The sequence below is a fragment of the Pradoshia sp. Z6_59 genome (genome assembly GCF_058267515.1).
On record NZ_JBZCPP010000012.1, the window covers coordinates 95,041 to 117,213 of the forward strand.

Annotated in this window: 27 protein-coding genes; 22 read left to right on the forward strand and 5 right to left on the reverse strand. The window is 36.2% G+C overall.

The window, feature by feature from the left end:
* Positions 1–81 precede the first annotated feature (81 nt).
* Positions 82–816, reverse strand: a complete 735-nt coding sequence (locus tag AC4D4B_RS13455; RefSeq protein WP_491000187.1) for a glucose 1-dehydrogenase — start codon at positions 814–816, stop codon at positions 82–84.
* A gap of 315 nt (positions 817–1,131) precedes the next feature.
* On the reverse strand, positions 1,132–1,527 hold the full coding sequence (locus AC4D4B_RS13460) for a SpoIIAA family protein (protein WP_491000188.1): 396 nt from the start codon (positions 1,525–1,527) through the stop codon (positions 1,132–1,134).
* A gap of 286 nt (positions 1,528–1,813) precedes the next feature.
* On the opposite strand from AC4D4B_RS13460, the gene AC4D4B_RS13465 reads away from it, so the two are divergent.
* Positions 1,814–2,446: an SGNH/GDSL hydrolase family protein gene (locus tag AC4D4B_RS13465; protein ID WP_491000189.1), complete on the forward strand. Its 633-nt coding sequence runs from the start codon at positions 1,814–1,816 to the stop codon at positions 2,444–2,446.
* 332 nt (positions 2,447–2,778) lie between these two features.
* Here the strand turns inward: AC4D4B_RS13465 and AC4D4B_RS13470 are convergent, their stop codons facing one another.
* From AC4D4B_RS13470 to AC4D4B_RS13480, 3 genes are all read right to left on the reverse strand, one after another.
* Positions 2,779–3,228 (reverse strand): DUF3021 domain-containing protein, encoded by a 450-nt coding sequence (locus tag AC4D4B_RS13470; protein WP_490996207.1) that lies wholly within the window; start codon positions 3,226–3,228, stop codon positions 2,779–2,781.
* Positions 3,229–3,238: 10 nt separating this feature from the next.
* A complete protein-coding gene (locus tag AC4D4B_RS13475) occupies positions 3,239–3,679 on the reverse strand; it encodes a LytTR family DNA-binding domain-containing protein (protein WP_491000190.1) in 441 nt (146 codons plus the stop codon).
* Positions 3,680–4,219: 540 nt separating this feature from the next.
* Positions 4,220–5,281, reverse strand: a complete 1,062-nt coding sequence (locus AC4D4B_RS13480; RefSeq protein ID WP_491000191.1) for a YkvI family membrane protein — start codon at positions 5,279–5,281, stop codon at positions 4,220–4,222.
* 340 nt (positions 5,282–5,621) lie between these two features.
* Between AC4D4B_RS13480 and AC4D4B_RS13485 the strand changes: the two genes are divergently transcribed.
* The 21 genes from AC4D4B_RS13485 (at position 5,622) to AC4D4B_RS13585 (ending at position 22,078) form a co-directional block, all read left to right on the forward strand.
* On the forward strand, positions 5,622–6,668 hold the full coding sequence (locus AC4D4B_RS13485; RefSeq protein WP_491000192.1) for an XdhC family protein: 1,047 nt from the start codon (positions 5,622–5,624) through the stop codon (positions 6,666–6,668).
* On the forward strand, positions 6,661–7,281 hold the full coding sequence (locus AC4D4B_RS13490; RefSeq protein ID WP_491000193.1) for a nucleotidyltransferase family protein: 621 nt from the start codon (positions 6,661–6,663) through the stop codon (positions 7,279–7,281). The genes AC4D4B_RS13485 and AC4D4B_RS13490 overlap by 8 nt, the downstream gene beginning before the upstream one ends.
* Positions 7,282–8,334: 1,053 nt before the next feature.
* The gene (locus AC4D4B_RS13495) at positions 8,335–9,228 is read left to right on the forward strand and encodes an FAD binding domain-containing protein (RefSeq protein ID WP_491000194.1); all 894 of its coding nucleotides are present in this window, start codon (positions 8,335–8,337) and stop codon (positions 9,226–9,228) included.
* Between the two features lie 16 nt (positions 9,229–9,244).
* Positions 9,245–11,506 (forward strand): xanthine dehydrogenase subunit D, encoded by a 2,262-nt coding sequence (gene pucD, locus AC4D4B_RS13500; protein ID WP_491000195.1) that lies wholly within the window; start codon positions 9,245–9,247, stop codon positions 11,504–11,506.
* Positions 11,497–12,012, forward strand: a complete 516-nt coding sequence (locus AC4D4B_RS13505; protein WP_491000196.1) for a (2Fe-2S)-binding protein — start codon at positions 11,497–11,499, stop codon at positions 12,010–12,012. The genes pucD and AC4D4B_RS13505 overlap by 10 nt, the downstream gene beginning before the upstream one ends.
* A gap of 427 nt (positions 12,013–12,439) precedes the next feature.
* Entirely contained in the window at positions 12,440–12,955 is a 516-nt protein-coding gene (locus tag AC4D4B_RS13510; RefSeq protein ID WP_491000197.1) for a GNAT family N-acetyltransferase, read from the forward strand.
* 274 nt (positions 12,956–13,229) lie between these two features.
* Positions 13,230–13,835, forward strand: a complete 606-nt coding sequence (locus AC4D4B_RS13515; protein ID WP_491000198.1) for a uridine kinase family protein — start codon at positions 13,230–13,232, stop codon at positions 13,833–13,835.
* A gap of 91 nt (positions 13,836–13,926) precedes the next feature.
* Positions 13,927–14,259 carry a hypothetical protein gene (locus tag AC4D4B_RS13520; RefSeq protein WP_491000199.1) on the forward strand — a complete coding sequence of 111 codons (333 nt, stop codon included), beginning with the start codon at positions 13,927–13,929 and terminating at the stop codon, positions 14,257–14,259.
* Positions 14,260–14,345: 86 nt separating this feature from the next.
* On the forward strand, positions 14,346–14,789 hold the full coding sequence (locus tag AC4D4B_RS13525; protein ID WP_491000200.1) for a WapI family immunity protein: 444 nt from the start codon (positions 14,346–14,348) through the stop codon (positions 14,787–14,789).
* Positions 14,790–14,906: 117 nt separating this feature from the next.
* Positions 14,907–15,230, forward strand: a complete 324-nt coding sequence (locus tag AC4D4B_RS13530; protein WP_491000201.1) for a YjcN family protein — start codon at positions 14,907–14,909, stop codon at positions 15,228–15,230.
* 147 nt (positions 15,231–15,377) lie between these two features.
* Complete coding sequence (locus AC4D4B_RS13535) at positions 15,378–15,803, forward strand: hypothetical protein (RefSeq protein ID WP_491000202.1); 426 nt, start codon at positions 15,378–15,380, stop codon at positions 15,801–15,803.
* A gap of 190 nt (positions 15,804–15,993) precedes the next feature.
* Positions 15,994–16,353 carry a DUF4181 domain-containing protein gene (locus AC4D4B_RS13540; RefSeq protein ID WP_491000203.1) on the forward strand — a complete coding sequence of 120 codons (360 nt, stop codon included), beginning with the start codon at positions 15,994–15,996 and terminating at the stop codon, positions 16,351–16,353.
* A 170-nt stretch (positions 16,354–16,523) separates the two neighbouring features.
* Positions 16,524–16,604: a hypothetical protein gene (locus tag AC4D4B_RS13545; RefSeq protein WP_491000216.1), complete on the forward strand. Its 81-nt coding sequence runs from the start codon at positions 16,524–16,526 to the stop codon at positions 16,602–16,604.
* Positions 16,605–16,997: 393 nt separating this feature from the next.
* Positions 16,998–17,177, forward strand: coding sequence for a hypothetical protein (locus AC4D4B_RS13550; RefSeq protein ID WP_491000204.1), 180 nt, complete (start codon positions 16,998–17,000; stop codon positions 17,175–17,177).
* A gap of 114 nt (positions 17,178–17,291) precedes the next feature.
* The gene (locus AC4D4B_RS13555; RefSeq protein WP_491000205.1) at positions 17,292–18,305 is read left to right on the forward strand and encodes a serine hydrolase domain-containing protein; all 1,014 of its coding nucleotides are present in this window, start codon (positions 17,292–17,294) and stop codon (positions 18,303–18,305) included.
* Positions 18,306–18,802: 497 nt separating this feature from the next.
* A complete protein-coding gene (locus AC4D4B_RS13560; protein WP_491000206.1) occupies positions 18,803–19,114 on the forward strand; it encodes a hypothetical protein in 312 nt (103 codons plus the stop codon).
* A 153-nt stretch (positions 19,115–19,267) separates the two neighbouring features.
* Positions 19,268–19,810 carry a nucleoside/nucleotide kinase family protein gene (locus AC4D4B_RS13565; RefSeq protein ID WP_491000207.1) on the forward strand — a complete coding sequence of 181 codons (543 nt, stop codon included), beginning with the start codon at positions 19,268–19,270 and terminating at the stop codon, positions 19,808–19,810.
* 182 nt (positions 19,811–19,992) lie between these two features.
* Complete coding sequence (locus AC4D4B_RS13570) at positions 19,993–20,352, forward strand: cupin (protein WP_491000208.1); 360 nt, start codon at positions 19,993–19,995, stop codon at positions 20,350–20,352.
* Positions 20,353–20,410: 58 nt separating this feature from the next.
* Entirely contained in the window at positions 20,411–20,563 is a 153-nt protein-coding gene (locus tag AC4D4B_RS13575) for a hypothetical protein (protein ID WP_491000209.1), read from the forward strand.
* Between the two features lie 229 nt (positions 20,564–20,792).
* Entirely contained in the window at positions 20,793–21,107 is a 315-nt protein-coding gene (locus AC4D4B_RS13580) for a hypothetical protein (RefSeq protein ID WP_491000210.1), read from the forward strand.
* 542 nt (positions 21,108–21,649) lie between these two features.
* Positions 21,650–22,078 carry a stage III sporulation protein AH gene (locus AC4D4B_RS13585; protein WP_491000211.1) on the forward strand — a complete coding sequence of 143 codons (429 nt, stop codon included), beginning with the start codon at positions 21,650–21,652 and terminating at the stop codon, positions 22,076–22,078.
* Positions 22,079–22,173 lie beyond the last annotated feature (95 nt).

Consider the following 22,173-nt stretch of genomic DNA (forward strand, 5'->3'; position numbering starts at 1 on the left):
AATACGAAAGAAAAAAGCCATCGTTTTGAGTGATTCTCTGTTCAAAACGATAGCTCTATAATACAATCAGATTAGAAAACTTTATTGTGCTGTTAAACCGCCATCAATGATGAATTCACTGCCAGTTGAGTAGCTGGACTCATCAGATGCCAGGTAAAGCACTAAGTTAGAAACTTCCTCAGATTGAGCCACACGTTTAAGAGGAATGTGTTTAGCAAATGCTTCTACGGCTGCTTTTGTATCTTCTTGTACAACCATTGGTGTAGCAATGACACCTGGGTGAACAGAGTTTACGCGAATACCGTAGTTTGCACATTCGATTGCAGCTGCTTTTGTCATACCGCGTACAGCAAACTTAGTATCAGTATAACCGATAGCACCAGCAACGATTCCGTTCATGGATGAGATGTTAACAATCGATCCACCGCCAGCTTTTTGCATGGCTGGAATAACTGCTTTCATTCCTAAGAATACAGAAAGTTGGTTAATATCAACGATACGGCGATAATCTTCCTCAGTCATGTCTAAAATAGATTTTGCCATTGTAATACCAGCGTTATTGACTAAGACATCGACTTTTCCAAATGCTTTTTCCGCTTCTTCTACAACCTTTGCCCAATCTTCAGCACTAGTAACATTTTGTTTTACAAATAAAGCGTTTTCGCCAAGTTCAGCAGCTGTAGCTTGACCTTTTTCTTCATTAAGGTCTGTTAGAACTACTTTAGCGCCTTCTTCTACTAATCTACGAGCATGTGCCGCACCCATACCTTGAGCGGCTCCAGTAATTATAGCAACTTTACCTTCCATACGTGCCATGATGGCATTCCCCCTCAGCGCCTAATTTCTACTATTAGGCATATTATCCTACACTTATAAATTACCAAATAAATGTTCCGTTTGTCCATTATTTAGGATTAAATATCATTATATTTACATAATTTAGCTAATTTTGATGAATGTTAAGAAATCTCTGCTTTCATTAGAAAAAAGAAAGTAATATAGTAGAAGTTTACTCCCTTTTAAGGATCGTTGATTTATAACTGAATCAAAGGATTATAATTAGCTATTAAATCCATCACATCAACTAAAATAACTCCCTGAAAAACTGAAGGGAGTTAACTAATGTCTTTTTCAAAGAATGACATTTGTTGGATCGTCACTTTGTTGTTGATAACCTAGTATCCAATTCCAAGCATCATCGAGCTGATCGGAGTCAAAATGCTTAGCTTCAATGCCCGGTACCAAATTAGTAAGCGTTGCAATCATGTTGGACCAACTCTGATCTGCTACAATGGCAATCTTGTTAAATTGATTCATTCGTTTTGTATCGAATTTGATTCCTTCTGCCAGACCTTTAAGGCTGGCTCCATCGACGTTATCAATGACAGCTAGTAAATTGAATTCCTTACCATGCAATAAATTTTCTTTTACAAAGTTATCTAATTTACGTGCATCTTCTTCAGTCGATTTCCCATACATTTCTACAGCAATAGTAGAAGGGTCCTTACTAGGTAAAAATGTTAGCATTTCTATTCCTCCTTATGCATTCTTTTATTACACAATTCCCCTGTAGAACAATGTCAAACCAATAATTGTATATTTGCGAGTATTCATTCATCCGCACGGTCAAGGATATTTAATCTATTTTTGTTTTAAATTTACCAGGATATACAAGTAGATCTATAAAGTTTAAAATGAACGTAATTAATGATATTAAACAAAGGCAAGTGCTATTTAATTCCTGTTTACTCTGAACTTACTTTCACTATACACGGATTAATTTTTGAATAAATGAATGGGGGAAAAATAGATCATGAATAATAGTAATAAAATAGTTTTTATAGGTGATAGCATAACAGAATGGGGACGTGAAGGAGATCCTGAAGATATTGGCACTGGATATGTACGTCTGATTCATGATTATTTAATTACCTCCTATCCAGAAAAGAAATTTACTGTGTTGAACAGAGGAATTGGAGGAAATCGAATTACTGACCTGGCAGACAGGTGGCAAAAGGATGTTGTTGAGGAAGAACCAGCCTATGTATCTATTTCTATTGGTATTAATGATGTATGGCGCCAGCTTGATCATCCTGGAAAGGAACAGGTATATCCGGAGCAATTCGAAGAAATCTATAACGATTTGTTGACTCAGTTAAAGGTAAAAACGAAGGCAGTAATCATCTTAATGGAACCAACAATCATAGAGGAAGATGCAGAATCAGAAGGGAACCAAAAATTAGTAGCTTACAGCAAAATAGTCAGAAAACTGGCAGTAAACTATGGAGCGATTCTTGTACCCACTCACGAGGTATTTATCCAGTATTTACAATCGAGCACTGACTATAAACTGACTATTGACGGAGTTCATACAAATTCTGCAGGTAATATGTTAATGGCAAAAACATGGATTCAAGCCTACGAAAATTATATAAACAGAGTATAGAAAGAGGTCGTTTGCAGAGAAATTGGGAAAGAAATTGGCTAATAAACGTAAAAAAGATGACTCTAAAGAAAAGTGTTAGAGGTCATCTTTTTTTATGAAAGGCTGTTTTTAGTATTTTCTCTAACTTTAAAGATCACTGGAAACTTAATTGTTATACTTAAAAGACACAGCTAGCGACTGGTCCCTGAGAATAGGGTCACCTTTTCTTATTGTAAGAATAAATGGAGATGTACAAATCTTATTGAGGTGCTTTTATAGATTTTAAAACTGCTTTTAATAGGAGTTAGAAGGTCTTATTGCTAGTGGGAAAACTGTAATCCTATAGTGGATGTCTATGGTTTATTTAATGAATGATTCAAACGATTAATTTCTCGCTTCCAAAATAGATACTGAATGACCCAGAACATTAAATAAATGACCACAAAGATAAGGAAGTAAAGTGAAAATCCTATAAAGGAATGCTCCATCCAATGGGAGTAATAGGCGACAGGAAACATGGCGATGGTAACTATGCAAAAGTGTAGGGTTGTTTGTTTTGTAAGACTCCAATTATCATGTTCAAAAATGATAGAGCCTGCAGCAAAAGCAACACCTAATAATCCGCTTAAAATAAATTGCAGTAGATAGGCATTTAATTCTGTACCCATGGTCTCTATTAAGCTGGGTACTACAGCATAAAACGTTCCATCCCCAATGCCAAGTGAAATGAAAAGGGTTATAAAGGTTGATATAAAAACGCCTAGCGGAAATCCTATTGCCCCTCTTACGATAATTGTCTTCATTTTCATCACCTCATATTCCTAAATGTTTTTTTATCTTATTAATATAACGCCTCGAGACATATGATTGATCGCCGGAATAGAATTTCAGAGTGATCGTTCCGCTTATACTCATATCTAAGCTTTTAACTTTTTCAAAATTGACAATCTCAGAGTTTGAAATTCTGATGAATTGTTGGCGTGGGACCATTTCTTCTAATTGGTATAATCTTTGTCGCAAGCGCAATTTTTCATTATTTACTTGTGCATAAACATATTGACCTTCAGTATAAATCCGCAGGATATCGTCCATTTGTATTAAAAGAATTTCATTATCTTTATAACCCATCAGTGATTGGTATTCATTGCCTGAAAGTTTTTCAAGTAAACTTGAAATTTCATTTGTCATCTCACTAGCATGTATAACGATTTTGGGATCTTCACACTCACTATCTAACTGGATTTCAATCCTCATAATTCACCTCCAACCTTATGTTTATTGATCTTCCTTCCTTTATTATAGGAAGAGATTGGATATAGTACTACATCATTTATATACCTGGTCAGATTTTTAATATATATGGATGAAAATGAATAATAGCATGATAATCAGTGGAACCAATTCTTTAGGGATTAAACCCGTGGCCAATATGAGCGGAAGATTAAAGAGGAGTGAACTTAAATGACCGAAAACCTACATAGCAGGGGACAATCCTTTTTAAAATTATAATGAAGTAACCGCTAGTTAGGGTTAGAGGGAAAGCAGAGATGCTATATTCAGGGTGAAATATCTATAATTAATAATTTCCAGATGATACTTAAGAAAAATCGAATATACTCAGTTAAATTTGAATTGATAATTGGAAGTAAATGGTGAAGTTAACAGGTGAAATTAGCAAAATAGAAAAAGAGATTCATCAAATTTGACGAATCTCTTTTTCTATTACAGTGGATTTTGTGTTTTTTCAGAAGAATGCAATTCTCATTCTTTTATTAGACACGTAACTAATACAAATTAATCAGTTTTATCCTTCAAAGGCTTCATTCTAATTGATGCGATAATGAGTACAACAATTAAAATCATACCCAGATATCCAAACAGTGGGTAGAAAAAGGAAACTAACTGCTTGAATCCCAAGAAGCTTGCAGCAAAGGCAACAAGTACGGAAATAATCACGAACCAGTTGTATTTTTTCGTTTTTGGAGTAAAGAAGCGTGTACCAAACGAAAAGAACATACTGACAGCTGAATTAAAAATCATGCCGAATAGAATGATGGAATAGAGAACTCCAAAAAGCGGTGATATTTGATTGGCCAGTCCTAAAGAGGGCATATCCAAGTGCCCTACAACATCAATTTTTACGAAGATGGCTAGATGATGCAAGACAATTAATATGCCTACACCTATACCTCCCGCCAATCCTCCAATCGAAGCAATTTTCTCCTTAGGTTCATCACCACCCATTACTAATGTCATGGATGCTCCCATTGCGATTGCAAGTGAAACATAATTAATGATAGAGGTCAGCCAATGATTTGTAGCTGAAGGCTGTTCGTTCGCTATAGAGTCGAGTTCCGAGAAAGAATAATCCATGGTCATCATACTATGTATAAATAATACGACCACTCCCAATATGAGAAAAGGAGTTATCATAGCAATAACTTTTACAACCCGGTCTACGTTGGAAAGGATTGTGATTAAAATGAGAATCGTCATGATAATGATGCCAACGAAACTTGGCAACCCAAACTGCTGACTGAAAATAGACCCTGAACCAGAAATCATGACAATTCCAATTCCAAAAAGGATAAATACGAGGATAGAATCGATGAGAACGCCGAGGTAACGTCCACTGATTTTGTAAATAACTTCCTTATGTGAGTCTGTCTGAAGCCGGCTGCCCAGCTTAGTTAAAACCATTCCCAAATATCCGAACAATAGGATCGAGAGAAAGGCTCCAATCGTTCCCTTCATTCCAAAACTAGTAAAATACTGTAAAATTTCTTGTCCTGATGCAAAACCGGCACCTATGATAATTCCCATAAATGCACTGGCTATTTTAAAAATATTCTTCATGTCTCCTCCATTCGTAGTATTATAAAGAATTTGAGGCACCGTTCAGCCACTGCTTCTGAACCGGAATAGTCCTCAATAAAATTATTTTCCCTATATAAATAGTGTTAAACATAAAATATGAAATAGATGAATTGTTTATGAGAAAAGAGACAGCAGTGTACTGGAAATAACTATGTATAAATCTCCTGTATCCCAACCGCCTAATTAAGCGGTTAAGAAAACTATGAACCTGCATATAGAATTACTATTTTTAACAGAATTGACATATTTATAGTGTGGTTGCTATCATAATCTAATAAACTTTCCACTTTTTGTGAAATTTGGTTAAGGAGGAAGATGAATGTCTCGATTACATGAGTTTCAAGAGCTGTTTAATCAAATTACCTTAGCCTGGAAACGCGGAGAACAGGTGGTTTTAGTCGTTCTGGCAGATGTGAAAGGCTCGGCATATCGATTGCCTGGAACGAAGATGGTCATGACATCTGATGGACAAATGTACGGGACAATCAGCGGCGGCTGTTTGGAAAGTGATTTATATGAATGGGCACAAAAAGTATTCGATACAAAAACGGCGATGACTCACCAATATGACCTGAGTGAAAGTGAAATTTGGAGCTTAGGCATTGGCTGTAAAGGTAATCTGGAATTTTTATTTCTTCCTATTTTCCCAGAGGATGAATTTTGGAAAAAAGTAAATGAATTGTTGTCTGAGGAAAAAGCCTTCACCGTTATAGTTGATATGGATTCCGAACAATCTATGTTAGTAGAAGAAAACGGCGATATATTTGGGGATATTTCAATCCCATTAGAAGTGATCAATCATGCAAAAGCAGTCAAAAATAGACAAACACGGGCAGAAATTCTTCTACAAGATGATAGGCGTATTTTTATTGATACGATAAGACCGAGCGAACAGCTAATTATAGCTGGTGCAGGTCGAGATGCTATACCGGTCGTATTTTTGGCAAAAAGAGCCGGATTTATGGTCACCGTTTTAGATACCCGTTCGCATTTGAATCAAAATCGATACTTTCCGAATGCCGTTCATCTCGTTAAAGAACCGGAAGAGATTGAAGAGGGACAGCTTCAGGATTGTTGGTGGATTATAATGAATCATCAGCAAGCAAAGGATGAAGCGGCTTTAAGGCTTGCACTTAAAAGAAATCCGCGCTATATAGGGGTGCTTGGACCGATTTACCGAACGAATGAAATGCTTGCCAACATCGGTTATCGGCTCGATAGCGGACCAATCCATTCACCAGTCGGCTTGGATATCGGGGCAGAAACAAGCGATGAAGTAGCCATTAGTATAGTATCGGAATTAATGAGTGTAAGAGCAGCGCGCATCCCCCGATTTTTGCATGGCAAGGAGAGAATACATGGCTAAAACAGGAGCTATCATATTGGCGGCAGGAATGTCGACTAGAATGGGGACACCAAAGCTGCTTTTACCCTTGAACGGAGCTCCAATCATCTATCACTCTATAGCACTGGCACTGCAACAAGAATTAGATCCAATTGTCGTCATTGCAGGACATTATATGGGAGAAATTCAATCTGTTATGAAGGATTGCCCGCAAATTATATTTAAATATAATCCAGACTATAAAAGCGGGATGGCGTCTTCTCTTAAGCTCGGAATAAAAACATTGGCCAATCAAGTCGATGCAGTCATCATCTTTCTTGGGGATCAGCCATTTGTTCATGAACAGGTAGTCCAATCGTTATTAACTGAATATGAGAATGAAAAGGATAATGGTGTTTGCATTGTCAGACCCCGTTATGCAGGAAAGCAAGGACACCCAATTTTGTTTAACCGCAACATGTTTGAACATTTTGCGAACATAAAGGGTGATGAAGGTGGACGAAGTATCATCAATAGTAATAAAGACCGTCTTAAATTAATTGATTTTTCAGAAAGTATATGGGGAATGGATATTGATACACCAGAAGATTATGAGAATGTTGGAATTGGGCTTGTACATAAAAGTAATAGATAAATGGTGGATTGGGAAAGGCGCAGGAAAGCACCTATGAAGCACCTTTCCCGCACCTATACCCCGGTAAAGGTGTATCAAAGGTGTAGGAAAGGTGTGGAAAAACACCTATGAATCATCTATCCAACACCTATGCCCTGGTAAAGGTGTATCAAAGGTGTAGGATACATGTGAGAAAACACCTATGATGCATCTATCCCACACCTATGCCCCGGTAAAGGTGCATGAAAGGCGTAAGAAAGGTGTAAGAAAACACTATGAAACACTCCCCGATATACACACTCCCGTGAAAATCCAGAAATAGCTTCATTTAATCATAGTTAGAGATACTAAGAAGAGGGCCTTGAATAATAAAGGGTCCTCTTTTATTTAATTTATAGGCAATGTATTTTGTGAGCTTCGTTGTCAAAAGCATATGAGTCATTTCTGCCTGCTTTGCAATTTTATAATGGTCATTTTGTACATGGATATTCCATATAAAAGAAATAATTACTCCAGTTAAGGAGATGGAATGTACATGGAAATGATGGCTGCCGTTTGCTTGGCAGCCATTAGCCTTCTATTTGTGTAAATAAAAATTAGCGTTTTTTCGTAAGACAACGTATCTGATTTGCTGAATGATTAATTGATGTTAATGAAGGATGTGACGACAGCTGGGCGGAGGGGATAAGTCTTATCCGAAATATGTATCATTGCTGTATGTTCTTACGCATTAAATGCTACTTTCCGAATTCCCTTTATAGCTACACTTACTGTAAAAGAAACATTTGGAAATGAATGTTAGATATTCTTACATATTATTAGCTAATGGTATGTATTTATAGGGAGGAAAGAGTTCAGTATCCCTCTTATTACGGTTACCGCTTGCTGGTGGGAGGGAAGAACCATAAATTCATGCATCAGTTTAGTTAAATTGACTATAAAAAAAGAAAGAATAGTGCAATTCATACAATGACAGGAAATGGAGAAATTGTTAATATGTTAATTAATATAACATGAAATGTAAATGAAACTAACAATATATCACCATTTAAGAGAAAAGAGGTGAGGGTAAACGTGATTGATCACAATGAACGATCCAATTTGCAATCTCCAACAGTTTGGTTGCCCCATACCATGGAAGGTGCAGTGGAACAAATGAGACGGCTTGGTTCGGATGCGTGTTTTATATCTGGAGGAACTTTGCTGCAAATTGGGTGGGAAAACGATCATCGTAGGCCTGAACATCTTATTAGCTTAGATTCGATTTCTTCATTAAAAAAGGTACACGTTTTTGATGAAGAGAGTTCGTTGGTTATAGGAGCCTTCACCACCTTAGCTCAGTGTCGTAAGCATCCGATTATCAAAAAAGTGTTTCCTATAATTGATGATGCTGTTCGATTAATTGCTTCTCCAGCAATTCGTACCCGGGGCACTATCGGTGGAAATATAATGGGGGGAATAGGAGACCTTATCCCTTTATTATTGGCGATGAAAGCCGACCTTATATTCTTTACTCCCTATGGAGAGAAAAAAATCAATCTATGGGAATGGATTAAACAAGGTGAAAGGGATAGGGATGCACTGCTTATACAGATCGTAATACCTGTTATGTCTGATTCACCTGCTAAGAATTCATTTTTCAAGAAAATAGGCAGAAGAGAATCCTTCATAGCTGCCATCGTTACTGTATCCGGCATGATAGTGAAAACCGATTTAGGAACAGTCAGTGAAGTAAGACTTGCGGCTGGCGGAGGAGATAATAAACCGATTTTATTAGAACGAACAGAAGCATTGTTAAGAGGGAAGGAACTAGAAAAAATTGATTGGAAAGCGGTATATCGTACGATTTGTGATGAATTCAAGCCTGTTAACGATGCTTTTGTGACAGCTGAATATCGAAAAAAGGTAGCTGCTAATCTTATAATTGCTGAGCTGAAAAACGGACTTCGCTCAGATGCAATTGTATAGGAGGGGGTGAGGAGGAATGAAGTTCAATAAAGCGGAACGAGAGGGAAGAGTCAGACCGGACGGCTTATCAAAGGTAACAGGTAGCCTAAAGTATCTAACGGATTTGTCTTTTCCCAATATGTTATATGGCAAAGTACTGAGAAGTTCATTTCCCCATGCTAGAATAACCTCCATTAACACCGAAAAAGCTGAGATGCTGCCTGGAGTAAAGGCGGTCATTACACATAAGGATGTCCCAGGGATGAACCGATTTGGAATTGTCATACCTGATCAGCCAGTACTGTGTGAGGAAAAGGTGCGCTACGTGGGAGATGCAGTGGCAGCAGTGGCTGCCTCCTCTCTTTCTATTGCTGAAGAAGCAGTAAAGCTAATAGAAGTAGTATACGAGGAACTGCCAATCTTGGATTGTCCGGAAAAAGCAATGCAGAAGAATGTCATCAAGCTTCACTCGGCAGGTAATATTCTTCATCACGCATCTTATCAAAATGGTGATACAGAGGCTGCCTTTGAGAACTGCCATATGATTGTAGAAGAAACCTATGAGCTTCCGAGACAAATGCATGCTTATATGGAGACAGAAGGCGGTGTTGTTGTACCTGAGGAAGATGGAGGAATCACTGTTTATGCTGGTACTCAGCATGGATTTAAGGATCGGTTCCAGCTTTCGAGAATTTTAGGATTACCGGAGAGCATGATTCGTATTATATCAAGTCCGATGGGTGGATCGTTCGGCGGAAAGGATGAATTAAATATTCAGCCATATGGAGCGCTGCTTGCACTTGTTTCCGGGTGTCCGGTTAAAATCCACAATACAAGAACGGAATCCATTCATGCAGGCTTAAAAAGACATCCTATGAAAATATCAATGAAAACTGGCACGGATACAACTGGTAGGATATTGGCTCATAAAACCCGAATCATTGCAGACACGGGAGCTTATGCAACGCTTGGTCCGGCTATCCTTGATTTTGCCGTTGAACATGCTGCTGGCCCTTATAGTATCCCGAACATGGACACGGAAGGTTGGTCTGTATTTACCAATAATGGCTTATCTGGGGAGTTCAGAGGTTTTGGCGGCAATCAAATCACATTTGCGTTAGAAGGACAAATGGATCGTCTGGCAACATTTTTGCAGATTAATCCATTCGAAATCAGAAGGGTCAATTTGAGGAAGGCAACTGATTTGGGTCCGCTTGGACAGAGAATTGCACCAACAAGTGGAGCGGCAGATGTACTTGAATTTCTGCAAAGTAAGTATGAAAAGGAAAAAACGTCAAAAGCTGACGCCGCTTTGAAACGAAAAGGCAGCGGTATCGCCATTTCCATGCATGGTGGAGGATTAGGGTTCGGTCGATTGGACGCGGCCGGAGGAAAAATAGGATTGAATCAGAAAGGTAAAATTGAAATCTCCTTTGGTTTTGAAGAGTGCGGCCAAGGACTGCTCTCGGTTATTGAAAATATTGTAGTAGAAGAGATGGGGTGCCAAAACCATGATATTGAAATCATTATCGGTGATACAGCACTTGTACCTGTATCAGGATCCTCTACTGCATCCCGGGGAACGAGCATGGTTTGGCATTCGGTGCAACGGATGAAGGAGCGATTTAAAAATAAGCTTTATCATAATGCCTCGGTCGTAACAGGAGTTTCTGCGGAGGATTTGTACATCGGGTCAGGAGGCATTTGGCAGAAAAATGGTGATGATGGGCCATTGATTACCTTTGAACAATTGGCTCAAAAATTGGTTGAGGATTGCACCGTATTAACGAGCTTTCATTTTCCGACAACACCCGATGCTGTAACAGGTGGGCATTTTTTATATTCATTCGGAGGCATAAAAGTGGATGTGGAGGTAGACCTTTTAACAGGAAAGGTTAAAGTCACCGGGGTGGAACATGTGATTGCTGCAGGACCAGTCGTCAGTCCGAATGGTTATCGTGGCCAGATCGAAGGAGGAGGAGTGATGTCGCTGGGCTATACGCTTATGGAAGAAGCCAAGATGATAGATGGACAATATGTAACAAAAAATTTCGATACCTACTTAATTCCTGGTATATCTGATGTTCCTTTTGAGACAAATATAACTGCGATTGAACATTTGCATGAAGGGGATATTTACGGTCCCAGAGGTGTGGGTGAAATCGGGACCATTTCGATTACACCGGCAATCATCAGTGCCGTTTATGATGCAATCGGATATCGGGTCAGAACACTTCCGATTTCTTCTGAAGAACTATTAGAAGCTATTGAATTAAGGGGGATGATTGAATGGGTGTAAAAAAAGATGAGCTTCAAACCCTCATATACGTGAATGATCAACAAAAAATGCCCCTTCATATAACCGTTAATAAAAACTCATACGATTTGGAGGTACATCCGACAGATAAGTTGATAGATATACTGCGAAACGACCTGCAATTGACAGGTACAAAAATTTCCTGTGGAATTGGCAGGTGTGGTGCCTGTTCAGTATTGGTGGACGACGAATTGGCAAATTCCTGTTTATTGATGGCCTTTCAAGTGAACGGGAAAACAATCCAAACCATCGAGGGTGTCGGAACTGATGGCCTTGAGGAGGTTCAGCAAGCTTTTTTGCAGGAAGGCGGCTTTCAGTGTGGGTATTGCACATCCGGAATGATCATGGCTGTTAAAAGTTTGTTGGCAGAGAATCCTTCTCCGAGTGAAGGTGAAATTAAGGAAGGCCTGGCAGGAAACTTATGCAGGTGTACGGGATACAGTGGCATCATTAGAGCCGTGCAATGCTTAAGCAAAAAAGAGAAATAGGAAGCGGAGGTGATACCCGTTGAGACAACCTCTATATGCTGTTGAAATGACCGATATTAGTAAGAAATTTGGTGAAGTAAACTTCAAATGACCATGTGGATTATCGTTGAAAATCAAAAACTAGAATTGCTGCCGCTTGATCTCCAGGCTGAATTGCATCTAGTTTGAGACCGATTGAGTATCGCTTATAGAAAGCTGCTAAAGGAACAGGGAGTTACATTTGGGATGGCTTGAATATGAAAGGTGCATGAAGTATATTTCCTTCTAGAAGGAGAGGAAATGATACGTGAAACTTTGCAAAGCTTAGGCCCAGTAAGATTAAGGGTTTAAGCTTTTTTGTAGATTAAAAGTGTTGTTTTAGAAAAGAAGGAGATTAGGAGTGGTAAATAGAATGGAATATACAAATTTCATGTTAAAGGAGTGAGTAGTGATAAATATTCGTATTTTAGAAGAGTCCGATGCTCATTTATATCAGAAAGTGCGATTGAATGCATTAAAAATGAACCCGGAAGCATACGGTTCAAACTATGAAAGAGAGGAGAGATTTTCATTAGAAATGGTAAAGGAACGAATAAAACCAACAAGGGACAAGTACATATTAGGTGCCTTTGATAATCGAAAATCTTTAGTTGGTATTGTTACCTTTATGCGTGAGGATAATCTCAAAACCAGGCATAAAGGGAATGTTTATGGAATGTACATAGCTCCAGGCAATCGAGGTCAGGGTTTAGGAAAACTATTAATGAATGAACTTATCAGTAGAGCGAAGAACTCTGAAGGATTGGAGCAAATCAATTTAACGGTTGTATCTGATAATGACTATGCAAAGAAATTATATAAGTCATTGGGATTTGAGGTTTATGGTAAAGAAAGAAATGCCTTAAAGGATAATGGCCGATATTATGATGAGGATTTGATGGTGCTAAAATTAGCAGTGAAATAGAGATATCTTTAAGATATCTTTTTCTTTATAGAAATAATGAGGATAGCTTATGGATTATGCTATTGGGCGATGGAATCAAAGTTTGATAAGCGGCATTTTGGTCTTATAGTGAACATAAGTTAAGAATAAAAATTCTAGTTTATGAAATTAAACAATAAATAAAGAATCCCCTTTTGAGCTAGCTTGTGACCAGCTTTTTTTGTTATGCAGCTAAGGGGCAGTTAATGGAAGTGGATTGTAACAAGACAGTTACTCGATTTAAGGTGGTGTTGTTATGCATGATAAACCTCTTAAAGGCAGTTATGATTTTGAACATTTGGTAAGGCTAACCGATTCAGTTCCTCAAAAACAATCAACCTTGTTAATTGGAATAGATGGCTGTGGGGGTTCAGGGAAAAGCACACTTGCTAGTAAGCTGAAAGATAGATTAATAAATACGACTGTTGTGCATATGGATGATTTTTATTTACCATCTTCTCAACTTCTAAAAACACTTCCAAAAAACAAGCCTATAGGTGCAGATTATGATTGGAGGCGTGTTTTAAATCAGGTTCTTGAACCCATAGCTCAAAATAAAGAAGGCCATTATCAGCGATATGATTGGGCAATGGATGGTTTAACAGAATGGCATACTGTACCGATTGGGGGGATTGTCATAATAGAAGGTGTTTACGCAATACGTCAGGAATTTTTTAATAAGTATGATTTTACGGTTTGGGTTGAATGCCCACGAGAAACAAGGCTTTCACGAGGTCTTGAAAGAGACGGAGAAACAGCACGTGATAGGTGGGAAAATGATTGGATGCTATCAGAAGACATTTATGTTGAAACCTATAAACCTTTTGAAAAAGCTAGCTTAATAGTAAGTGGTATTGAATAAATATACTAACATCAGGATAACCAAAGAATGATTTTATCTTCGCTAAAGAAGGGTGAATAGTTTGTTTTACTAAACAAGGGAGGTAATAAGTATGAACTTCAATACAACCTATGAAGCATATAATCCAAAAGAATTATTAGCAGGACTAGAGGCGAAATTTGATTATATCCTCATTAAAGGTGATTACTTCATAGAAGTCAAAAAGATAATGGATACACATTTAACAGAGGATGAACGTCTGGGTGTTGAGTTAGGCGGTGGTGGTTCCATAACGATTCTAGTGTATGCTTTAGATGTGGTGAGAAATTTATTCAGTAACACAGACAAAATGGATCAAGAAATAGAAAAAAAGCTAAATTTATATAAAGTTAAAAAGATTACAGATGATGGTTTATTGTTGAGCCTAAAACAGTTAGATTATTAGAAATTACGTTTTATACTATTTCTCTAAAATTTTATGTGTTAATTATGGCACTGGGTTTCGCAACCGGTAGGAAACGAGTTGAAACTATGAATGGATTTACCCTTAAAGGCAATCAAGGATTTATCCGAGTTGAATTACAAAATATAAGTGGTTTTCCTAATGATACTAGCCATTTTGGGGGCTATGATGCTAAGGGCATTGTTGAAATTAAGAGTGGAAATTATTATGTTTTAGGTGAACTGTGGTTTACGACTGGTGATGTCTATGAATTTTATAATCAATTATATAAGTGCCATCAGGAACTTAAAGGAATGGCTACTTTTCAAAACTACGAAACTTCTCTTAAATTAGAGGTTGTATTCAATCACTTGGGGCAAGTTGTTTTACAAGGTTATTTTATAGAAAAAGCACATATGGAAAATGAATTACACTTCGAAATAGAAAGTGATCAAACTTTTTTATCTTCAACACTAGAGGACTTGAGAACATTTGTTGACCATTATGGTGACTTAAAAGGAATAAAAAAATAATTAAACCAATTTCTATTGTGCTAATTGGCTAAGAAGAATTAATGTCTTTTTGTGTTGAATTGCTTATTGGGGTGCAGGAGCAGGCTGACGGAATAAAAGTGTTGAAAGGGGATCAATTTGAAAAAGAAAAAAAGACTTTTAGTAGTCGGCTTGTTGGTATTAGTAGCGACACTACTATTTCCGCCTATGTTAGGACAATTGGTACACAATAATGATTCGCCAAAATCTGCAATAAGAGAAGAAATACTCAAAGACGGGCATCCATATCAAAGTTTCTTTGCTTTAATAACGAAGAGTGATTATAAAGATAAAGTATATGGACAGCTATACAATGTAAATTGGTATGACTACGATAGTCCTACAGGACATACGGTAACACTGTGTTATTCAACAAAGACAGAGAGCGGAAATTACGAAGTCTCTTGTGGTACAGGGCCATAATATATTAGTTCGTCTCTCTACCCTTGAGGCCCAATGATCATCTCTGTTTGCTATTTCAACAATCAGAGCTGTTTAGTTACATGAGGTTTTAGCTAGTAAAGGCAACAATTATTCTATTACATAAATCCAAAAGTGTGGAGAGAGAATATGATACCAAATTATACTGACTTGGGATTCGCAGATAAAATGGGTCCGGAATTAAGAATGTTAGTAGAAAAACAACTATGTGATGACCTCCGTTTTTATGGAATAACGGCGAATAAGTTTAAATTTGATTGGTCTGAAAGTTGTATAGAGGGTGACGATGCCGCTTATTTAGATGGAGTCGTGGAAAACTTCTCGGGAATTAATATATTTGATGAAAAAGATAGCCATATTGCAGAGGGATGGATGCAGTTTATTTATGAGCCAACTTATAACGTTTTCATTTCTTATTGGCAATTTCTTACCCACTTTAATGCGGGGATAGAAATTGATATTAAAGATAGGGTAGGAATTCCCCTTCATATTTTTAATAAGATTCCAGAAACGATACGATTTAAGTATGAGACTATGCTATTAACAGATTTTTAAAATATATCAATTTATGAATAAATGGAATTAAACAAACAGGGGCATTGATCCAAAAGGATGAATGTCTTTTTGTGTTGAATTTCATATAGGAGTATAGTAGAAGTTTAGTGTTAGAAGGATTTTCTATCACACATATCGAATTATAAAGTTGTAATATTGGAAGTCGTGGTTAATAGAGAGAAGGATGAATATGAAGCTGTTGGTGATTATTGTTATTTTTCTGATATTAACGTTTTTAGTAGATAAAACAGTGGCGAAATTTCTCGGTGTAAAGAAAATAGATATCTCCGAAACTCCTGGAAAATCAATTGAACAGTGGGGAAAAATGATAATAACTATATTTTTTGTGTTTACCTATTGGTTTGCCCTTGAAAAAGAATCGGAGGCCCTTTTAAAGTGGAATTTGATTCTATTGTTAACAGTATCAACTTGTTTACAAGTTATATTGGAATGGAAGTATCTAAAGAAAACAAAACAATATATGTCAACGCTTATAAGCTCGGTTATAATTATTTGCTTCTTTTTTTACGTTGTTCACTTTTATTACTAAAGGGAAGCATTCTTTTAATATTGAAGCATGTTTATTTGCGTACAGTTAATTATAGTAAATAAATACACACAGACTATCGGGAGCTTCCCTTAAAGGAAAGTTCCTATTTTCATATAAAGAACCTTTGAAATAAATACTTTATAAATGAAGGCAATAAGAAAGCCAAAAATATCTATTGGAATGAACGAGAGGAAACTGCCAATATTACCTGGACAGACAATGATACAGTTGAGATTAATGCCATATATTAGATGTACCTAAAGATAAATTTGATTTTAGACATCAATGATTCATTTACTAAATAAACTGATGCATTGAACCAATAAAGATTCAAAAACCAAGGATACTGCAGATTTTTAATTGGGTTTCTGAAAAATAGATTAGTAAATTGACATTGACCTCTGAATAATTGAGGTTTTTTTATTAACTCTCAGCAACTTATACTTATCCACCTAATAGACTTTGTGAATGTTAGCGCAAAAACTAACGGGGCATTGATCCAAAGAAGGATTAATGCCATTTTGTGTTGAATTCCTTATTGTAGAAACGTGGTGGGTCAACATAATTAGGATTCTTTCTGATTTTACAATTAGACTGAATTTTTTTGAGTGCTTAATTATTCTGGTTGGGAGGATATTGAATAAATGAGTAATTCGTTATACATACTTTATGCTGTAATTTTAGGAATACTATCTTGGTTTACTGGAGAAATTGTAACATTTGTTATGTTGGGTGTTATTCTTATTGCTTTAAATAATATAAATACAACGCTTAAAAAGATTTATCTTCAGAATAATGAGAAAAGCAATAACGCAGATAAATAGAATTTAAAAATAATCTGTTTTCAAAAAAATGGAGCTTTGAACCAAGTAGTGTTAATATCTTTTCCGTTGAACTCTTTATGGTAGTAAAGGGCAGTTTAGCGGGAGATCAAGGAGATGTTTTATTTGGATAAACTTGAAAACTTAATTACTTGGGTAGACGAAATAAAGAAAAAAAACGGAAGCAGTGCATCCGCATTATATATTCTAAAAGATAACGAGGTACTATTGGAACACTATGATGGTTATCATTCTAATTCTCCGGAATCATCCCCAATCACCTCAGTTTCTCAATTTAACGTAGCTTCTGCAAGAAAGAGCTACCTTGGTTTAGTCGTTGCATATGCTCTTTATGAGGGGAAAATCAAAAGCCTTGATGACTACGCGATAGATTACTTCAAGGAAATGGATGAACAATTGCTCGGAAAAACAACAATACGGCATTTAGTCACTCACTCACACGGGTTACACGAAAAAGAGGATGGTACTATTTTTCGAGAGTTTGAACCAGGGCAAGGTTGGGCTTATAGAGGAATCAATGTGTTAATGATGACTCAGCTGGTAAATCGTCTATTTCAAATGAGCTTTCCAGACCTTTTAGAAGAAAGGGTATTTTCACCTTTAGGTTTTAAAGAAACAGCCTGGCAAACGACAGAGAATGAATCATTAGTTAAACAAATTGATGATCCAGCTTCGGAAGGTTCATTCAATCTAGGGAATTATGCTGATGGAACGGAGTCAAACTTACATACTTCTGCTCGGGAGTTTGCCCAATGGGGTAATCTTCATTTAAACAAAGGGTTTGCAGAGGGGAAACAAATTGTTCCAAGCGAAGTGATTGAAATTGCCACACAAGTCCAAAGCCCTTTTTACAAAGATCATAAACTTCCTCAAAATGGCTTCTTTTGGTATGTAAAGGGAATTCCAGCTGCCCATAGTGAGCTCGGTGATAGGGTCCCAGAAGGATCCTATCAAATAGTAGGAATAACAGGTCCAACTGTCCTTGTCATTCCTGAATACAGAGTGGTCGTTGCAAAGATGTATAACAAACGTTATAACTATGGCGGAGATAATTACCTTTACTACCTAAGAGAATTTAGTAATATAGTTGCTGATACTTTTCGAAAGTAAGGAACATTAAGAGTTTCGCTCAAAATATCAGGGAGCATTCTTATACTGAATAAAAAACGTATATTAAGTTTTTAAATATCGAATTCCATATAAGAATATAATGAAGGTCACCTACAACTGCAATTTTTTCAGGACATAAAGTATTGTCATCAAGGGATGCGATTGAAATTTTCAATAAAACAACATTTTATGGAAGCATAAAAATTTCACTCAGGGATAAAAAAGAGTTTATTACTGAACTTAAAAGCGATGCTCTAACATACAGATTCAAGAATAAAAACTTGAAAATTTACTATCCAGAAAATGAATTGTAAATTCCACAAAGTTTGTAAGAAATAATGAACTAATAGGATCTACTCCACTCTATGGGCTTTTAATTGGCTCATTTTTTATGCAGCTGAAAGGGCAGTTTAGCGGAAGAAGGATTTAAATGTAAGGTGACGAATAAATATTATTATATACTGACAGACAATACATATTCTAAAGGAGGTGTATATTTGGGAATCCAAACTGCTGTAACTAAGAAGTACAGTATTCTTAGTTATGGTTCTCTTATCGTTGGGGTAATTTGTTTCTTTATTGTTTTTGTACCAGCTACAAGAATAGCCAATACAGGGAATACGTATGGAGATTATATAATACTTTCTCTTACCATATTCGGTGTTTATTTATCTATAGCAGGGATAGTGAAGAAAACAGAAAACAATCTAATTCCTATTATAGCTTTAATCCTTTCTTTATCTGAAATCATCTACTGGTTAATTGCCTTCGTCTTATTGCTTACTGGTCAAATCGAATTTGCTCCCTAGTGTTCAAAATTTTGAGTTAACAGGGGCGGTGTTTCAAGAAGAACTAATGTATTTTACTCCCCTTTTTTGTCGAAATTTATTATGAAAATAACAGGACAGATTAGATCAATAAGAAATAGTCGAAATAAGACATTCGAAAAGTTGGAGGATTTTATGAAAAGGAAATTTCCGTTTGTGATTTCAATTGCTGCGGTTTCAGGTGGTGGCAAAACAACGATAACTTCCTACCTAAAAGAGCAGTTGCAAAATAGTAAAACAATATCTTTTGATGATTATGATTTTAATGGTCCTGATAACATTATTGAATGGATTGATAATGGTTGTAATCCTGATGATTGGGACTTATCGCCACTCATTAGAGATATAAAGAAGTTACTTATTGAACCACTAGATTACATCATTTTAGATTTCCCATTTGCTTATTTACATACTAAAACAAGAGAATTAATTGATTTTGCTGTGTTTATTGATACTCCACTGGACATTGCAATGGCACGGAGAATACTTCGAGACTTTAAAGATAATTCTGGTGAGGATATATTGCTGGATTTAGATAACTACATTCTTAGAGGAAGGCAGGGGTATCTGGATATGTTAAATACGACAAAGCCGAATTCAGACCTCATTGTAGATGGGACATTATCTAAATCTGAGATTACAAGTATTATTGTTCAAAATATAGTGAGAATAGAATAATTCTTAGATCAAAGCAAGATTGAAAATATAATATCTTATTCAAGTAACAGGGACGTTGATTTAAGCAGGATTTAATGAATGTCCCTTTATGTTGAACTTATATGAAAGAAACGGGGCAGTTTTAATTTAATTACAATATAGAATTATGAATGTACATTCCAATTCAATTTTAGGAGGTCAAAGTGGAATTTTATAAATTTGACAGAGACAGCGGCAAAAAAATATCAAAATTCAATTCGGATTTTATTATGTCTCGTATTATTCAAACAAAGAAGGTTACTAACATTGGATGTATGCACTTAGATAGAAAAGGAATTGTAGGCTATCATCAAGCGGTAGGTCCCCAACTTCTTTTAATCTTAAATGGTGAGGGATATGTTCGAAATGAAATGGAAGAATATTTTAAAGTTGAGGCTGGAGATGCTGTTTTTTGGGAAATTGATGAATGGCACGAAACTAAACCGGGTGTTGGATTAACTGCAATTGTCATTGAAAGTGAGGAATTGAATCCTACATCATTTATGACATTAAAAAATCATTAACATAAGAGTAAAGCTGTCATTTAGACAGCTTTTCCTATGCAACTTAAGGGGCAGATTGGTGGAAGAAGTTTCAATAACAAAAGAGGAACTATGTTCTTTATTGAACCTAAACGGATTGGCGAAAGGGGAACTTAAAGTGGGTTCTAGAATTATGCATTTGATTATTGCAAATAGGATTGCAGATGAATTTTCGATAAAAGATAAAACATAAAACATCATTTCTTTTAGGGGGCATTTCACCCGATGCAGGTTCATCTAAAGACATATCTCATTTTTACAAAGGCGACGTAAAAGACTATTCTCGATATATTGACTACAAAGAGTTTATACAAAGATATAGCTTTAATAAAGATTCCCGCTTTATACAGGGGTATGATACACACTTACTTGCTGATGATATTTGGCTAAAAGGCTTTTATTTACCTTGGTTAAAAAATAGAATGGAGGCAGATACAAACATATTCAATCGCTACCATAATGATTTTCGATTACTAAATGGAAAATTATTGGACTATTATCGCTTCACTCAACAATTAAGTGAAGCATTAAGTGAAATTAGTCCAGTTGGTGAAATAGAAGAGGTACAACGGAGCGATATAGAGGAATTTGTTCCCAATGTGATAGGTGATATGGATTATGGTAGGGACGAACTTGAACAGCCATTAACAGTGTTCACATTTGAACAGATTATTGGGTATATAGAAACTTCCGTAGATAAGGGCCTAATCTGCCTTAAATCTTTAAATAGTAACTAACGGAGGCATGATCCATGAAGGATTAATGTTCTTTTTTGTAGAGTTCCTTATTATAGAAAAGGGGTAGTTTAGCGACAAAAGGACTTTTTATATTGATGTAAAATTATTATAAATATATTATTATCAGCGAAGACCAAACGAAAATTCTCTACCAAATGATTAAACGAAAGTTGGTGGCAAAATCAATATTTTCAAACAGAACATTAGCTTTCCCATAATCTATTTTTTAATATCAATCAGTTGGGATCTTATTACTAAAAAAGAGATTGAATGGGTTGAAAACATAGCGGTGAGCTTCATAGCATTCGTACTTCTTTCATTCTATGATTGGGCAAAGGAACCATATCAAAGAAAGAAGAGATGAAAATCAATAGAACATATGAGAATTAAGGATTTTAATCATTACATACAGTCACTATAGACAAACAGGGCAGGTTAGTTAAAAGGAAATGATTTATCAATATTTTATTGAATAGGATCAAAGATGATAGAACCGTAAAAAAATGGTAAATATGGAGATGTAGCATTGAGGTGCAATTAATATGATAGGTATTGATAAAAATATAAAGGGCAAACGTTACAAGCAATTAATAGATTTACTCTCAAGGAATTGTGATCGCTTTGCTTTTGTGGAAGATGGACGGTTGTTGGAGTTTGAAGAAGAGCGTCTTGCCTTTATTGATAATTTGATAATCGATATTGAAGAACATTTAATCGAAAGACGAATACAAAAAGAATGGGAAACTACAAGACTTTCTGAGGATACAGCATATGTTTATTATTTTAAAATGAATAATTCTACAAGAGACTTTTTGAAAGAGCGTTGTCATTCCCTTTTTGATTGGAATAGTCCTGAACTGCCAGAAGACTTAATGTTTTACCATAAGGATAAATGCATATTAGCTGCATGCTCCCACGAAGAATATTTTGTAGTGGAGGAAGCTATTTGGGACAGTTTCAAATTGAACTAACGGGGGGCTTGATCAAATTGATCTGACCCAAGAAAGTTAGACACAAAAAATTAAGCAGCTTCTAAGATCTGAGTCCGGTATTCAACTGGACTTAG

Excerpts from the sequence above, each read along its gene's own strand:
- AC4D4B_RS13455 (WP_491000187.1), bottom strand. The coding sequence starts at position 816 with ATGGCACGTATGGAAGGTAAAGTTGCTATAATTACTGGAGCCGCTCAA.
- AC4D4B_RS13460 (WP_491000188.1), bottom strand. The coding sequence starts at position 1,527 with ATGCTAACATTTTTACCTAGTAAGGACCCTTCTACTATTGCTGTAGAA.
- AC4D4B_RS13465 (WP_491000189.1), top strand. The coding sequence starts at position 1,814 with ATGAATAATAGTAATAAAATAGTTTTTATAGGTGATAGCATAACAGAA.
- AC4D4B_RS13470 (WP_490996207.1), bottom strand. The coding sequence starts at position 3,228 with ATGAAGACAATTATCGTAAGAGGGGCAATAGGATTTCCGCTAGGCGTT.
- AC4D4B_RS13475 (WP_491000190.1), bottom strand. The coding sequence starts at position 3,679 with ATGAGGATTGAAATCCAGTTAGATAGTGAGTGTGAAGATCCCAAAATC.
- AC4D4B_RS13480 (WP_491000191.1), bottom strand. The coding sequence starts at position 5,281 with ATGAAGAATATTTTTAAAATAGCCAGTGCATTTATGGGAATTATCATA.
- AC4D4B_RS13485 (WP_491000192.1), top strand. The coding sequence starts at position 5,622 with ATGTCTCGATTACATGAGTTTCAAGAGCTGTTTAATCAAATTACCTTA.
- AC4D4B_RS13490 (WP_491000193.1), top strand. The coding sequence starts at position 6,661 with ATGGCTAAAACAGGAGCTATCATATTGGCGGCAGGAATGTCGACTAGA.
- pucD (WP_491000195.1), top strand. The coding sequence starts at position 9,245 with ATGAAGTTCAATAAAGCGGAACGAGAGGGAAGAGTCAGACCGGACGGC.
- AC4D4B_RS13505 (WP_491000196.1), top strand. The coding sequence starts at position 11,497 with ATGGGTGTAAAAAAAGATGAGCTTCAAACCCTCATATACGTGAATGAT.
- AC4D4B_RS13515 (WP_491000198.1), top strand. The coding sequence starts at position 13,230 with ATGCATGATAAACCTCTTAAAGGCAGTTATGATTTTGAACATTTGGTA.
- AC4D4B_RS13520 (WP_491000199.1), top strand. The coding sequence starts at position 13,927 with ATGAACTTCAATACAACCTATGAAGCATATAATCCAAAAGAATTATTA.
- AC4D4B_RS13525 (WP_491000200.1), top strand. The coding sequence starts at position 14,346 with ATGAATGGATTTACCCTTAAAGGCAATCAAGGATTTATCCGAGTTGAA.
- AC4D4B_RS13535 (WP_491000202.1), top strand. The coding sequence starts at position 15,378 with ATGATACCAAATTATACTGACTTGGGATTCGCAGATAAAATGGGTCCG.
- AC4D4B_RS13540 (WP_491000203.1), top strand. The coding sequence starts at position 15,994 with ATGAAGCTGTTGGTGATTATTGTTATTTTTCTGATATTAACGTTTTTA.
- AC4D4B_RS13550 (WP_491000204.1), top strand. The coding sequence starts at position 16,998 with ATGAGTAATTCGTTATACATACTTTATGCTGTAATTTTAGGAATACTA.
- AC4D4B_RS13555 (WP_491000205.1), top strand. The coding sequence starts at position 17,292 with ATGTTTTATTTGGATAAACTTGAAAACTTAATTACTTGGGTAGACGAA.
- AC4D4B_RS13565 (WP_491000207.1), top strand. The coding sequence starts at position 19,268 with ATGAAAAGGAAATTTCCGTTTGTGATTTCAATTGCTGCGGTTTCAGGT.
- AC4D4B_RS13580 (WP_491000210.1), top strand. The coding sequence starts at position 20,793 with ATGGAGGCAGATACAAACATATTCAATCGCTACCATAATGATTTTCGA.
- AC4D4B_RS13585 (WP_491000211.1), top strand. The coding sequence starts at position 21,650 with ATGATAGGTATTGATAAAAATATAAAGGGCAAACGTTACAAGCAATTA.